Source organism: Aquibacillus sediminis (assembly GCF_005870085.1).
GTDB classification, from domain to species: domain Bacteria; phylum Bacillota; class Bacilli; order Bacillales; family Amphibacillaceae; genus Aquibacillus_E; species Aquibacillus_E sediminis.
The window spans coordinates 94,025-108,437 of sequence record NZ_SZNM01000013.1; the positions used below are offsets into that span (position 1 = coordinate 94,025).

11 protein-coding genes are annotated in these 14,413 nt (G+C 39.1%); 7 read left to right on the plus strand and 4 right to left on the minus strand.

What is annotated here, in order from left to right:
- Positions 1 to 90: 90 nt before the first annotated feature.
- On the plus strand, positions 91 to 2,043 hold the full coding sequence (locus FCI53_RS13190; RefSeq protein WP_138419528.1) for a BCCT family transporter: 1,953 nt from the start codon (positions 91 to 93) through the stop codon (positions 2,041 to 2,043).
- A gap of 37 nt (positions 2,044 to 2,080) precedes the next feature.
- On the opposite strand, the gene FCI53_RS13195 is transcribed toward FCI53_RS13190, so the two are convergent.
- A complete protein-coding gene (locus FCI53_RS13195; protein ID WP_138419529.1) occupies positions 2,081 to 2,536 on the minus strand; it encodes a hypothetical protein in 456 nt (151 codons plus the stop codon).
- Positions 2,537 to 2,789: 253 nt separating this feature from the next.
- Here FCI53_RS13195 and FCI53_RS13200 point away from each other — a divergent pair, with 253 nt between their 5' ends.
- Positions 2,790 to 3,317: a nitroreductase family protein gene (locus FCI53_RS13200; protein ID WP_138419530.1), complete on the plus strand. Its 528-nt coding sequence runs from the start codon at positions 2,790 to 2,792 to the stop codon at positions 3,315 to 3,317.
- A gap of 61 nt (positions 3,318 to 3,378) precedes the next feature.
- Here FCI53_RS13200 and FCI53_RS13205 read toward each other — a convergent pair whose 3' ends face one another.
- Positions 3,379 to 4,476: a PRK06851 family protein gene (locus FCI53_RS13205; protein WP_138419531.1), complete on the minus strand. Its 1,098-nt coding sequence runs from the start codon at positions 4,474 to 4,476 to the stop codon at positions 3,379 to 3,381.
- Between the two features lie 506 nt (positions 4,477 to 4,982).
- Between FCI53_RS13205 and FCI53_RS13210 the strand changes: the two genes are divergently transcribed.
- Positions 4,983 to 5,939: a ribose-phosphate diphosphokinase gene (locus tag FCI53_RS13210; RefSeq protein ID WP_138419532.1), complete on the plus strand. Its 957-nt coding sequence runs from the start codon at positions 4,983 to 4,985 to the stop codon at positions 5,937 to 5,939.
- Between the two features lie 638 nt (positions 5,940 to 6,577).
- Here the strand turns inward: FCI53_RS13210 and nagB are convergent.
- Both nagB and nagA read right to left on the minus strand, forming a co-directional pair.
- Positions 6,578 to 7,315, minus strand: coding sequence for a glucosamine-6-phosphate deaminase (gene nagB / locus FCI53_RS13215; protein WP_138419533.1), 738 nt, complete (start codon positions 7,313 to 7,315; stop codon positions 6,578 to 6,580).
- The gene (gene nagA / locus FCI53_RS13220) at positions 7,316 to 8,491 is read right to left on the minus strand and encodes an N-acetylglucosamine-6-phosphate deacetylase (RefSeq protein WP_138419534.1); all 1,176 of its coding nucleotides are present in this window, start codon (positions 8,489 to 8,491) and stop codon (positions 7,316 to 7,318) included.
- A 133-nt stretch (positions 8,492 to 8,624) separates the two neighbouring features.
- Between nagA and FCI53_RS13225 the strand changes: the two genes are divergently transcribed.
- From FCI53_RS13225 to FCI53_RS13240, 4 genes are all read left to right on the plus strand, one after another.
- A complete protein-coding gene (locus FCI53_RS13225) occupies positions 8,625 to 9,347 on the plus strand; it encodes a GntR family transcriptional regulator (RefSeq protein ID WP_138419535.1) in 723 nt (240 codons plus the stop codon).
- Between the two features lie 18 nt (positions 9,348 to 9,365).
- Positions 9,366 to 10,493, plus strand: coding sequence for a CdaR family transcriptional regulator (locus FCI53_RS13230; RefSeq protein ID WP_138419536.1), 1,128 nt, complete (start codon positions 9,366 to 9,368; stop codon positions 10,491 to 10,493).
- An 847-nt stretch (positions 10,494 to 11,340) separates the two neighbouring features.
- On the plus strand, positions 11,341 to 12,756 hold the full coding sequence (glcD, locus tag FCI53_RS13235) for a glycolate oxidase subunit GlcD (protein ID WP_138419537.1): 1,416 nt from the start codon (positions 11,341 to 11,343) through the stop codon (positions 12,754 to 12,756).
- Positions 12,753 to 14,120, plus strand: a complete 1,368-nt coding sequence (locus FCI53_RS13240; RefSeq protein WP_138419538.1) for a (Fe-S)-binding protein — start codon at positions 12,753 to 12,755, stop codon at positions 14,118 to 14,120. The genes glcD and FCI53_RS13240 overlap by 4 nt, the downstream gene beginning before the upstream one ends.
- The last annotated feature ends 293 nt before the right edge of the window (positions 14,121 to 14,413 follow it).

The window sequence follows — 14,413 nt, forward strand, 5'->3', positions numbered from 1 at the left end:
TCTGCAAGAATAGAAATTTCCTCTACGACAAAACATAGTAGGGATAATTATCGAAAGGAGGCGTCTGTGTCCTAAACAGACAATTTATTTATGGACAAACCAAATCTTACATATTCAAATAAAAAACCTGCAACCGTATTTTATGTCTCAGCAATTGTCGTTGCATTATTTGTCCTTTGGGGAGCATTATCACCTAGTTCTTTAAACACTGCTGCAAACGATGCACTAGGATGGATGATTACAAACTTCGGATGGTTTTATATGCTTATCACTGCTTTTTTTGTTTTGTTTGTTATCGTCCTTGCCCTTAGCCCATACGGAAGACTTCGCTTAGGAAAACCTGATGACCAACCACAATATTCATGGTTTTCTTGGATCGGAATGTTATTTGCAGCGGGTATCGGTGTTGGATTCGTTTTCTGGGGAGTTGCTGAACCTGTCCTTTACTACTTGGACCCACCGTTAGGATATGAACCAAGAACAACAGAATCAGCCTTAGCTGGTCTACGTTATGGCTCTTATCACTGGGCATTACATCCTTGGGCAATCTTTTCAACCGTTGGACTCACACTAGCCTATGTTCAATTTAGAAAAGATAAACCAGCATTAATTAGTTCTGCTTTTTACCCAATTCTCGGTGAACATACAAAAGGTTGGGCTGGCAAAACGATTGATATTTTAGCTGTACTAGCAACATCTACTGGTGTTGCGACTACATTTGGTTTAAGTGCCATGCAAATTACAGGTGGATTATCACATATTTCACCTATTCCAAACAATGCAGTCACACAACTGATTATCATTTTAATTGTAACAGCATTATTCATGTTATCTGCTTCTACTGGGGTTGATAAAGGAATTAAAATTTTAAGTAATATTAACCTTGTTGTTGCCGGATTGTTATTATTATTTGTCATTATGGTTGGCCCTACTTTATTTATTGCCGAAAGTTTTGTCACAACACTTGGTGGTTACGTTTCCAATATTGTACCAATGAGTTTAACCTTAACCCCGTTCTCAGAAAGCGAATGGCTTGGTACGAACACCATCTTTTTCTGGGCTTGGCATATATCTTGGGCACCATTTATGGGTCTATTTATTGCCCGCATTTCGCGTGGTCGTACGATTCGTGAATTTATGGGCGGCGTGTTGATTGTACCAGCACTGTTAGCAATCGTTTGGTTTAGCACCTTTGGCGGAACCGCTTTGAACATCGAAATGTACGGTGTTGGTGGACTTTCAGAACTTGTTACAGGACAAGTTGAATTAGCACTATTTGCAACATTAGCTGAATTACCATTGAGTGCGATCACGAATTTACTGGCGGTTATTTTAATATTAATATTCTTTATTACTTCAGCAGATTCAGCATCTTATGTACTTGGTGTGATGACCTCTCGTGGTAATTTAGAACCATTAACCTATGTAAAATTAATATGGGGATTCTTAATCGCAGGTACCGCCAGTGTTCTACTATTTAGTGGTGGTGGCGGACTAGGTGCACTGCAGACGGCTTCCATCATTGCTGCCTTGCCATTTTCGATTGTGATGATTGCAATGATTGTTTCGATTCTCATCATGTTTGGGAAAGATTACCGCATTCATCGTAAACGTCGACGTAAAAGACAAGTCAATACAGTTAAAGAAGAAGTTCGTGGCGAGTTTCTAGATGATGTGAAATCTGAAGTCTATGATGAAGTCAAAGAAGAATTTTATGATGAGTTTAAAGAAGAGATTTACGATGAGATGAAAGAAGAAGTATACGATGACTTCAAAGAAGAAATATACGACGAATTCAAAAAAGAAGTATATGATGAATTTAAAGAAGAAGTATACGATGAAATGAAAAAAGAAGTGTACGATGACTTTAAAGAAGAAGTCTATGATGACTTCAAAAAAGAAGCTTATGACGAGATGAAAGAAGAAGTCTATGACGAATTCAAAAAAGAAGCTTATGATGAGATGAAAGAAGAAATCATTGATGAGCTTGATTCAGATACCGATGAATCAAAGACAACTGACGAAAACAATAAGAATAAATAGTAAAACGATGGTGTCTCTTTTCTAAGAGGCACCTTTTTTATATCCCGATCCATACGTATACTATTTCGTCTTTTAACATGATGCCCTTCAACTTGCCGATCGGAATTCTGTTAAGGGGACGTATTTGGTTGAGATCAATATATAATACCGATTTCTCATACTTTAAAAAGGATTTAGTTAGAACTCGTTTTGTTATAAACTGTATATTAACTGGTCTAAGCTTGACTAATTGAAACGCCATCCTCCTTCCCTCTGCCCAAAGTGGCTTTAATGTCACCCGAAACGGAATCGCATGTAGGAAAGCGACCTTTTTCAAGCATACTTTTCCTGAAATGATGACCTGTTCGTTTGTGATAAACACATTGATTTGGTTGATTCTTCTTTTTTTATTTAAAACAAACCGTAACATACTTGATGTCACCGGCACTGCCATATAGCTAGATTTCACCCTACTTCTTATTCCATTTGTTAACCGAACAAGTGTACACGGCATGTTCATTCTCCTTTGGTCCTCGGCAGTCACGACATAAAATCCTCTATCCTCGCTGTTTTCATGGCGCTTCGGAGCGATCACGACAGGAAATCCTCTACTCTCGCTGTTTTCTCGTCGCTTCTTGATTTATATCCATTTAATAGTAGGAAGAATAGTTAAATTACGTCGGAATTCCTCTTGATGATTAAATATTATAAAAATTTAGACCATTTATGTTAGGATGAACCTATAACTTCCTGGAGGTGTATTTTAAATGAATGTTTTAGATGCGATTAAAAACCGTAGAGAGATTACCAATTTTAAAGATGAACCCATTCAGTCAGACCTACTTGAAGCTATTGTTGATGCAGCTTATTTAGCACCAAGTGGGAATAACTTACCATCGAAAGATATTATTGTTGTAACGGAAAAAGAAAAGCTTCAAGTTTTAGCAAAAACGACGCCTTTTATGAAATGGCTTGAACAAGCGCCTGCAGCAATTGTCATTACAGGAAGACCAGACGTTAGCAAATACTGGTTACAAGACGCATCGATTGCCGCTGCTTTTGCATGGCTAGAAACTGTTGAAGCAGATATTGGAGCGGCATTCGGAGCTGTCTATCATGCACAAGACCAACAAGAATCTGAAAAACGCGAATCGCATGTTAAACAAAACTTAGATATTCCAAATGATCGAAAAGTTGTGGCAGTTTTAGGCCTAGGTTATCCTGACCAAGAACCAAAACCGAAAAAATATTTACCAAAGGATGAACTTGTTCATTATAATCAATTTCAATCGTAATCCACTATACTTATATGAAAGCCTAAAGACCTGGAAAGACAGCCTTTAGGCTTCCATGTGTTTACCGATTTTCTAGTTTGAGAAGTTCTTCATTCAATTGTTCATATATTTCATCCACAACCGCTTCATCCATCGCATCATGATAGATCTCTGCTACTTTATCATGATACACTTTCGCTTCTTGTAAGTAGGCAACCCCGTCTTTCATTCGTTGCTTATAACGGTTGGTGAATTCAGCTATCTCTTGCTCATACTTTTCATCCGTACCAGGTGTTACTGTTTGTTCATATAAGTCAACAATCTCATCCCCGTGGCGATTAGGGAAATATTCATGGGGATCGGTACTATCAAATATACAAACACCTAGTTCTCTTACAATCAACATATCCATACTGTCCGGGTCAAAGCCGCAATGGTACAATTCAATATCAAAATTTCGTTCTTTGGCAGCATTGGCTAGTTTTTTCAATACGGTTGATTTCCCTGTTCCTGCACGACCTTTTATAAAATAACGCTTAGCCAATCCTTCTGTTATATTTGGGATAAAATCAACGACTCCTTCAGGGGTGGATGCACCAAAAAATCTGTGATGCGTTTTCGCTGATCCTGTCGCACTTTGCTCCCCAATAAAAATCGTGTCAATTAGCAGATTTGTCAGCTTATTTGCTTTTTCAAAATCCATTTCTTTTATATAAATCTCTTCCAAATAATCATGTATTTCCAGACCTGTTTTAAATGATTGATGTGCTGTTGTAAACAATTCATCGATTTGTTGTTGGTACTCAATGATGTCATCTCGATGTTCTGCTAATACCGCTGTATCCCAAGCAGTTCCTAAGTTCACATAGTGCTCCACTGCACCAGGAGCTTTTGGCTTGATCGTGTATGGTGCCGTTCCATCCACAATGGCAAACTTTAACTTTGGAATAATGACGCCATCTAAACTGTCGTTGTCGGAAGAGCTATGGATTAATTCAATTGTATATCCTTTTTCTTGCCATGTTTGAGCCAATTTTTTCATTAGTGTTGAAGTTTCCGTACCAAGGCCACCATTCACGATATAAACAGATTCTAATCCTTGTAAATTAGAGGCGAGTAAATCATAAAAACCTTTTGCTGTATTTCCACCAGCATAATAGTTAATTGCTTTCCCTGACATAAAGCACTCCCCTTTTTTGATTAGCTCTTCTCCTTTATTATATGTTCGAACATGAAATAGGTGAATGTCCTAAGAAAGATTTTGTGTTCTGATCTAGCTTGCTCATCTTCATGGAAAGCTAAAGTATAAGGTAGGTGGAGGGCAAATTATTATAGAATGCGATGTAATAGCAAAGAATAAAATAACGGAGACGGAGTGAGGAGTCCCCCTTCGTTCCACAGCAACACCACATTGTATTCTCTACCGAATACGACATTTTGAACGGCTAAAACTTACCATTCAAAGGTTGTCAAACATATCAACAGAATGTGAAAGCTAGTAGAGTTCTTTCACATTAATCAAACGTTTAATTAACTTTTTTAAACAAAATGTTTCTTTTCTGCAAACTATTAATCGACATAACTTGTTAATAATCAACATATCTGAGATAATTAATATAATAATGTTTTACATAAATAAACCATAAAACAACTAGCTATAAAGGAAGAAGAGATGGAGGGATTTTTTTGGCAAACACATACCATGACTCAAAGCTTAAAGTTTTCTCGCTTAGCTCCAATCGCCCACTAGCAGAAGAAATCGCAGCAACCATTGGGGTTGATCTTGGACAAAGTTCGGTTGCAACATTCAGTGATGGAGAATTTCAAATTAACATGGAAGAAAGTGTTCGAGGCAGTGATGTATTCATCATTCAGTCGACTAGTGACCCTGTTAACCAACATATCATGGAATTATTAGTGATGATTGATGCATTAAAACGAGCATCGGTTAATTCCATAAATGTGGTCATCCCTTATTATGGATATGCTCGTCAGGATCGAAAAACACAACCACGAGATCCAATTACCGCAAAACTAGTTGCCGATTTAATTGAAACAGCAGGTGCAACGAGAATTATTTCATTAGATCTACATGCACCTCAAATCCAAGGTTTTTTCAATATTCCTGTTGACCAATTAACAGGGATTCCAATTCTTAGTGAATACTTTGAAAAAAAAGAGTTAGATGAGATTGTTGTTGTAGCTCCTGATCACGGTAGTGTGAAACGTGCAAGACAAATGGCAGATCGATTAAAAGCACCTTTAGCGATCATTGACCGAAGAGGCCCAAGAAACAATCCTTCCGCAGAATTAAATGTGGTCGGTGATATCGAAGGAAAAACTGCTATCCTAATTGATGACATTGTCGATACCGGTAGACGGATGTCACGCGGTACTCGTGCATTAATGGAAAACGGGGCAAAAGAAGTTTACGGTTGTTGTACACACCCTGTATTATCAGGGATAGCTGTTGAAAATCTGCAACACTCCGATCTTAAAGAGCTTGTTGTAACGAACAGTATTAAATTAGATGAATCAAAGCATAATGATAAACTCACCCAATTAACTGTTGCTCCACTTTTAAGTGAAGCAATTATCCGTGTGTTTGAAGAGAAATCTGTTAGTCCTTTATTTGACGTTTAATTTATGCGTTCTATACAATTAAAATAATAGCCCATTATTAAAAATAACAAACATAGCAGATAGCATACCAAGTTGCAATTGGTATGCTATTTTTGTTTATTTAAAGTCGGGTAAGGCGATCTAATATGATTAGGCCATTCTCTCGGTCGATTCGCGGTCATTTTCCGGCTGAATCTACCGTGACAAACCTTCTCTCGGCTGATTCACAGTCATTTTCCGGCTGAATCTACCGTGACTGACCTTCTCTCGGTCGATTCGCGGTCACTTTCCAGCCGAATCTACCGTGACAAACCTTCTCACGGCTGATTCGCAGTCATTTTCCGGCTGAATCTACCGTGACAAACCTTCTCTCGGTTGATTCGCAGTCATTTTCCGGCTGAATCTACCGTGACTGGCCTTCTCTCGGTTGATTCGCAGTCATTTTCCGGCTGAATCTACCGTGACTGGCCTTCTCTCGGTTGATTCGCGGTCACTTTCCGACCGAATCTACCGTGACTGACCTTCTCTCGGTTGATTCACAGTCATTTTCCGGCTGAATCTACCGTGACAACTCACCCTACTCTTCTTTTATATAAAAATGTAAAAACATAAAAGACCGAAACCACCCTTAAATGATTTCGACCTTTATATAGTCTCATTTATTTTGTTTTAGAAGATGTTAACAATGCTGCCTTATCGGCTACAATAGTTACATGATCATGTTCGTTCAAGATTGATGCTGGAAATTCTTCTGTCACTTCTCCGTTCAGCAATCGATCCAATGCGCCTGCTTTCTTTTCCCCAGACACCATAAGCATGATTTCTTTGCTTTGCATGATGGTATTTATTCCCATCGTAATCGCATGGGTTGGCACGTCATCGATGCTTTCAAAGAAACGAGCATTCGCTTTTCTTGTCGATTCTTCTAACTCCACAACATGTGTTTTTTGCTTAAAAGATGTGCCAGGTTCATTGAAACCAATATGACCATTCAAGCCAAGCCCTAACAACTGAATATCAATACCACCCACTTGTTGAATCAGTGCTTCATAGCGAGCGCACTCTTGTTCCGAGTCATCTGCACGTCCATTTGGAATATGAGTTTGTTCATCTGGAATATCGATATGGTTAAACAACTTATCATTCATATAATAGCGATAACTGTTTGGATCGGTTGCTTCAAGTCCAATATATTCATCAAGATTAAATGTTGTCACATCTTGGAAGGAAACAACGTCTTTTTGATTAACCTCAACTAATAATTGATAGAGACGTTCAGGTGTAGAACCTGTCGCCAGTCCAAGTACAGGTTTGGTTAGGTCTGTGATCCGATTAATCATTAGCTGACAAACCTTCTCACTCATCTCTTGGTAGTTTTCCACTTCAATAAGTCTCATTTACGATCCCTCCTTATAAGAAATCTTCCCTCGGCAAATCGTATAGTGGATGGTCAATTCGTCATCCACTACTACAATATCCGCATCTTTGCCAATTGCTAGCGTCCCTTTTCGGTCAAACACATCGAGTTGTTTGGCTGGGTTTGTTGATGCCATTTCAATCACCTGCTTCATCGTGGCGTCCGTATAGTCGATCATATTTTTCGCACCATCAATTAGACGTAAGATACTTCCTGCTAACGTACCATCTGCTAAAGTTGCCCGATCCTCGGAAACTGTGGCCTCTTGTCCACCTAAATCGTAAGTTCCTGGTTGCAAACATTTGGCCCGTAATGCGTCGGTAATTAACATTAATCGGTCACTACCAACATTTTGATAAATTAGATCCATCATTGCTGGACTAACGTGAATACCGTCTGAAATCAATTCACTACGTAATTTTTCTAATTGAAACGCTGCACCAACTACACCAATGTCACGATGGTGAATGGGAGTCATCGCATTGCAAATATGGGTAACTTGTCTTACACCAAATTCAACTGCTCTTTTCATATCTTCAAAACTTGCTTCTGTGTGCCCTGCCGATACGTTTACCCCTTGCTCATATAAATAGTTTATAAATGAACCGTCAACATCTTTCTCTGGCGCAAGTGTAATTGTTTTTATTTTGTTACCAGACAATTGTTGCCATTCATCAAATTGTTGTTTACTTGGTGCTAAAATATATTCCCTTGGCTGTGCGCCTGCTTTTTTTTCCTCGATAAAAGGTCCTTCTAAATGTACGCCAATGATTTCTGCTTCGCCTTCCTCATTTCGATATGTTGCCACATTTTTTAATGCATGTTCTATATTAGTAGGAGATTGTGTAATCGTGGTCGCTAGAAAACTGGTCGTACCTTCTTTGGGTAAAATAGTCGCCATTGCACGTAATGCTTCAGGAGTGGCGTCCATCACATCTGCTCCATTTGCCCCATGAATGTGTCCGTCAATAAATCCAGGTATTGCTTTCTTTCCCTTACCATCAATCACCTCAACAGATGAAGGAATGTGTTCTAGCTGTTCTTCGATACCTATTTCCACAATATCTGTCCCATTGACAAGTATATACCCAGAAGTTATCACATCATTTTCCGTATAAACTTCCACATTTTTAATTAGTAACGTTGCTTCTTTCATGCTCCCACTCCTTCTACATTCGTATTTCATCTACTTTCACTTTATCATATAGTTATATAGTTGTCTATACATGTATACACGTTTTCAATTTTTTGTTAAAATGAGGGAAAATAGCCATTAAAAGAGGGATCTTATGTTAGATAAAAACTCACCACTTCCGATCTATTACCAACTAGAACAATCCATCCGCACTATGATCGAAAATGGTCAACTGAAACCTGGCGAATTATTGCCATCAGAACGTGAATATGCAGAAAAATATGATATTAGTAGAATGACTGTCAGACAAGCAATTAACAATCTCGCTTCAGAAGGATTACTTGTTCGACAAAAAGGAAAAGGAACATTCATCGCCGAACAAAAGATTGAACAAGCTTTACAAGGGATCACGAGTTTTAGCGAAGATATGAAAGCTCGCGGACTTGAGCCATCTACAGAAATCATTCATTATCAAGAAGAACCTGCTGAAATTCACATTGCGGAGAAACTTGGTATTAACCCAGATGATCCAATCTTAGAAATTTATCGTATTCGACTGGCAGATCATGTCCCTTTAGCTGTAGAAACTACTTTTACACCGAAAGCAATTGTCGGGAACATGACCGAGCAAGATTTTTCAGAATCGTTTTACCATTATGTAGAGGATACGTTAGGGCTAACGATCACCCATGGGGATCAAGAAATTGAATCAACGCTAGCAAGTCCAGCAGAAATTGAGCATTTACATTTAAAAAAAGGTGATCCAGTATTACTACTTCACCGTTTAACCTATGTAAGTGGAAAGCAACCTTTCGAATATGTTCGTACCGCTTATCGTGCAGATCGATATAAATATAAAATTCAATTACCGAGATAACATAGGAGGCCAGCTGCCATGCTCCTTACCTCAAATCTAGGATCGAAAATCGTCCAAGAGGTCAGACCTTTAATTGATGAACACTTAATCATTGCTAATCCTGAAGGTGTAATCATTGCTTCAACAGATAGAAATAGAATAGGCACTTTTCATGAAGGGGCCAAACGTACATGTATGGAAAAACAAGAAAGAACGATTACGGTGGAAGATGAACACCGACTCCAAGGGGTTAAAGCTGGAATCAACCTGCCTATCTTTGTCCATGATGTCCCAATTGGTGTGATTGGTATAACTGGAGAACCCAACAATGTAATCCCATTTGGTTCCTTAGTGAAAAAAATGACAGAACTTCTCATTCAAGAAAATTTTTACTTTCAAGAACTTGAATGGGAAGCACGTGCATTAGAAAGCTTTGTAATTGATATGTTACAACGTCCCCGCCCTATAGATGAGGACATCGAAAAAGGGCAATTGTTAGGGATTGATATGACAAGTAATAAACGATGCACCGTCATCACATTGACAGCTAATGCCCAACCTATTTCCCATGATATGCTGCACTATTCACACCACCAATTACAACAAGTAATCAATGGTGTGGTTGCTCGATGGGGAAACGATAAATTTATTATTCTTCATAATGAGGATAACCATTCACAGCCTAAAGTATCTTATTATCATTATTTATTTGAGCAATTCCAACAACAACTAAGAAAACGATTTGATTGTACTGCAGCGATTGGTGTTGGTCCATCTACGACAATGTTAGATGTCCATCAATCCTTTCAAAAGGCAAAAAAAGCTATGGTTGCCTCGATTCAAAAAGATACGATTGTCTTTTACCAAGATTTACAACTAGAAATTTGCCTGCAAGATATTCTACCGAACACAAGGAAGGAGTTTATTGGCAGAACAATCGGTCCAATCCTTGCCGAAAATGAACTCATGCAAACATTAAAAACCTATTATTCTAGTAACCTCAATTTAGCTGAAACAGCTAAAACGATGAATGTCCATATTAATACCGTCCATTATCGGTTACGAAAAATTTATGACATCACTTCCCTAGACCCTAAAAATGTTGATTCTTTAGTAACCATATATCTCGCCCTCACCTTTTTAGATGAAAACACAAATAGTGACTAAAAACTATTTGTGTTTTTGTTTCATCATACATATACTTTTCAGAATATTATTTATAAAATGTAGTTAAACTTTTTATTAAAAAATATTTCCATAACATGTTGCTTTGATCACAACAAACATAAAATCCGACGTAACTTTAATAGATGATTCCATTTTCTGATTGCAAATGAGTGAAATAACATCGCTTCGGTAGAATACTCCGCTTTCCAAGGGCACGGCCTCGGGCCAATAGGATGTTGGTCACGCAGGCGTTGCCACAGGACGTGGCGAACTTAGCCTACGTTCCTTACTTTACCAAGTGGATCTTCAGCTCGCGCTGTTCCCTTAGGACAAGGAAGGCTGCGGAAGCGATACATCGCACGAAGAAAATCGATTTTTATTTTCGAGGAGGCTCCGTATTCTACCTACGCTATTAGTGGTGTTCTGATTAACATTAAATAAAACACCTAAACCAATTGCTGGGTCTGAGTACATTGTTATTTACAACAAAAGGGATTTTCTGTACGTATATAATCAAGCAAAAAGCTATAAAATTACGGTGCACACAACAAAGCGGAGGAAATACACGGAGACTCCTGAGGCCCGGCAAGGGTCACGCAGGCGTTGTCCGACAAGGACGGTTTTAGCCTGTGGTCCTTAATTTTCCTCGGTGAGACCCCGCAGTGCGACAGCACGAGGAGGCTCACCAGCCCCCCGCGGAAAGCGAAGTGTATTTCCGCAGCGGTAATTTAGCACTCATCTTTATAAAGGATGTAAGGAAGTCAGTTACGTCGGAGTTTCTATCAGCTACGAATTCAAATATTAACAAGCCTTACAAAACGATTCAAATAGAAAAGGAGGAAATTTTATGTTAACAGAACAAATAAAACAAGATTTAATAAACATTGTCGGTAAACAAAATGTAGCTGCTTCCAAAGCAAGCCAGCTTGTCTATTCGTTTGACGCGACACCTCAATTTCAATCGATGCCAGATGCAATTGTCTCCCCTCGTAATACGAGCGAAGTAGCTGAAGTGGTAAAACTATGTAATCAACACAACATTCCGATTGTCCCAAGGGGGTCTGGCACAAATTTGAGCGCTGGAACAACCCCATTACAAGGTGGGATTGTTTTGTTATTTAAACACTTGGATCAAATTTTAGAAATAGATGAAGAAAATTTAACCATTACCGTTCAACCTGGTGTCAACACATTAGAAATGACACAAGTAGTGGAAGCAAACGGATTGTTTTATCCACCTGATCCTAGCTCGATGAAGATTTCCCAGATTGGAGGAAATATTAATGAAAATTCAGGTGGATTACGCGGACTAAAATATGGTGTCACACGGGACTATGTCATCGGTTTAGAAATCGTCTTGCCTAACGGCGATATTATTGAGACGGGTGGCAAGTTAGCTAAAGATGTAGCAGGCTATGATTTAACACGACTTTTCGTTGGTTCTGAAGGGACTTTGGGGATCATCACCAAGGCAACGTTAAAGTTGATTCCAATGCCAGAGACGAAAAAAACGATGCTTGCCTTATATGAGGATATGGATGCAGCAGCGGAAACGGTATCAAAAATTATTGCCAATCGCATCATTCCTACAACACTCGAATTTTTAGACCAACCAACACTTGAAGTCGTCGAAGACTTTTCCAAAATTGGTCTCCCAACCGATGCAAAGGCGGTATTATTAATTGAACAAGACGGCGATGCCCAAACAGTAGACAAAGATATCGATAAAATCGTTGACATTTGCAAAGCCAATCAAGCAGTTGATGTACAAGTAGCCAGGTCAAATGAAGAAGCGGAAGCACTAACGACCGCTCGCAGGTCTGCATTATCTGCATTAGCACGCTTGCGGCCAACTACTATTTTAGAAGATGCAACTGTTCCCCGTTCAGAAATTGCAAAAATGGTGAAAGCAATAAATGAAATCGCAGAAAGAAATCAAGTAGACATTTGTACCTTTGGTCATGCCGGTGATGGGAACCTCCACCCTACTTGTCTCACAGATGTTCGAGATAAAGAGGAAATGGAGCGCGTCGAAAAAGCACTCGATGAAATTTTTGCTAAAGCAGTCGAACTAGGTGGCACGATTACAGGCGAACATGGTGTTGGGGCGATGAAATCCCCATACTTACATCTAAAATTAGGAGAAGAAGGCATTGCGGCGATGTCTACTATCAAAGATGCTTTTGACCCGAATCAGATAATGAACCCAGGAAAAATATTCGCCAAATCAAATCGAAAACGAGTGGTGGTGAGTCAAACATGAAAACAGCAGAAAAACAACGAATCCAACAACAGTTCCAAGAAAAAATGGACTATGATGAACTCCTAAACTGCATGCGCTGCGGTTTTTGCCTACCTAGCTGCCCAACTTACATTGAATCAGGGAAAGACGAAGCACATTCACCAAGAGGGCGAATTGCGTTAATGAAGGCAGTTGTTGATGGCGACATTGAACCTGATGATGATGTCAAACGCTCGCTTGATATGTGCCTTGGGTGCCGTGCTTGTGAACCTGTCTGCCCATCAGGAGTTAACTATGGTCATCTGCTTGAGCAAGCAAGGGACATCATTTACCAAAATAAAAAGACCTCTGCACCAATCCGTGCATTACGTTCTGTGACCTTAAAAGGCATGTTTCCTTATCATAATAGAATGGTTCAGATGACAGGATTACTAGGATTCTATCAACGATCGGGAATACAGGATTTTGCTAGAAAAACAGGTTTAATGAACAAATTACCAGAGTCCATGCAATTAATGGAAAAAGTTTTACCTGATGTACCAACGAAAAAAGTGATGAGAGACCGTCCAACCTATTTAGAGCCGATTAAAAAACAAACCAAGCGTGTCGCCTTTTTCTCAGGATGTTTAATGGATACGATCTTTTTACCGACCAATGATGCGACAACGAAATTATTGCAATATGCAGGTTGTGAAATTGTGATTCCTGAGACACAAGGATGTTGTGGTGCATTACAAGGGCATAGCGGGGAAAGAGATCAAGCGAAACAAATGGCAAAGAAAAATATTCAAGCCTTTGAAGAGGCTGATGTTGATTATATCATTACAAATGCTGGTGGTTGTGGTGCCTTTTTAGTAGATTATGGTCATTTGTTAAAAGATGATCCTGAATGGGCTGCGCGCGCGAAAGCTTTTTCGAATAAAATTATGGATATCACGCGGGTATTGGTGGAACTTGACTTTCATAAAGAGGCCCTTCAATTAGATGAACAAATCATCACCTACCAAGATTCCTGTCACTTAAAAAACGGCCAACGAACCTTTATGGAGCCAAGACAATTACTAGAATCAATTGATGGTACCCAGTATGTAGAAATGAAAGATGCTGACCGTTGTTGTGGTTCTGCGGGTATTTATAACCTAGTAGAATCTGAGATGTCGATGCAAATTCTAGATTACAAAATGAAACAAACCAAAGCAACAAAGGCCAAAACAGTCGTCACCACCAATCCTGGTTGCCTATTGCAAATGAAGCTCGGCATTGAAAAAGAAGGCTTATCAGATCAGATGCGAGCTGTTCATATTGTGGATTTGTTGTTGGAAGCATATGAGAATGTGAACGTGAAGCTAGATGCAGAGGATTATCTGGCTGAACAGACTTTGTAAGATTGATAATTTAACGGAATGAGGATCCGCTTCACCTCGATGGGTGGTCTCTCATTCCGTTAATTCACGAAAACACAACATTTTTGCTCTCTTTCCGGTTCCTCATTCCACTATTCTTCTCTTTTTACCTATTTTACTAGCTGTTTTCTACTAATAGCGGAATCACTGAAGCTAGAATAAAAAGTGGATACCCCGTTAACGAAAGTCATATTTGGATATGATGATAATAACTAGGAGGGTTTCCATGGGTGAACATAGGCAAAGATATAGTGAGCAGTTTAAGCAAGAAACAG

What these genes read in the sequence shown, in the direction of transcription:
- FCI53_RS13230 (WP_138419536.1), top strand. Translation starts at nt 9,366, where the DNA reads ATGCTCCTTACCTCAAATCTAGGATCGAAAATCGTCCAAGAGGTCAGA.
- FCI53_RS13205 (WP_138419531.1), bottom strand. Translation starts at nt 4,476, where the DNA reads ATGTCAGGGAAAGCAATTAACTATTATGCTGGTGGAAATACAGCAAAA.
- FCI53_RS13200 (WP_138419530.1), top strand. Translation starts at nt 2,790, where the DNA reads ATGAATGTTTTAGATGCGATTAAAAACCGTAGAGAGATTACCAATTTT.
- glcD (WP_138419537.1), top strand. Translation starts at nt 11,341, where the DNA reads ATGTTAACAGAACAAATAAAACAAGATTTAATAAACATTGTCGGTAAA.
- nagB (WP_138419533.1), bottom strand. Translation starts at nt 7,315, where the DNA reads ATGAGACTTATTGAAGTGGAAAACTACCAAGAGATGAGTGAGAAGGTT.
- nagA (WP_138419534.1), bottom strand. Translation starts at nt 8,491, where the DNA reads ATGAAAGAAGCAACGTTACTAATTAAAAATGTGGAAGTTTATACGGAA.
- FCI53_RS13240 (WP_138419538.1), top strand. Translation starts at nt 12,753, where the DNA reads ATGAAAACAGCAGAAAAACAACGAATCCAACAACAGTTCCAAGAAAAA.
- FCI53_RS13190 (WP_138419528.1), top strand. Translation starts at nt 91, where the DNA reads ATGGACAAACCAAATCTTACATATTCAAATAAAAAACCTGCAACCGTA.
- FCI53_RS13225 (WP_138419535.1), top strand. Translation starts at nt 8,625, where the DNA reads ATGTTAGATAAAAACTCACCACTTCCGATCTATTACCAACTAGAACAA.
- FCI53_RS13195 (WP_138419529.1), bottom strand. Translation starts at nt 2,536, where the DNA reads ATGCCGTGTACACTTGTTCGGTTAACAAATGGAATAAGAAGTAGGGTG.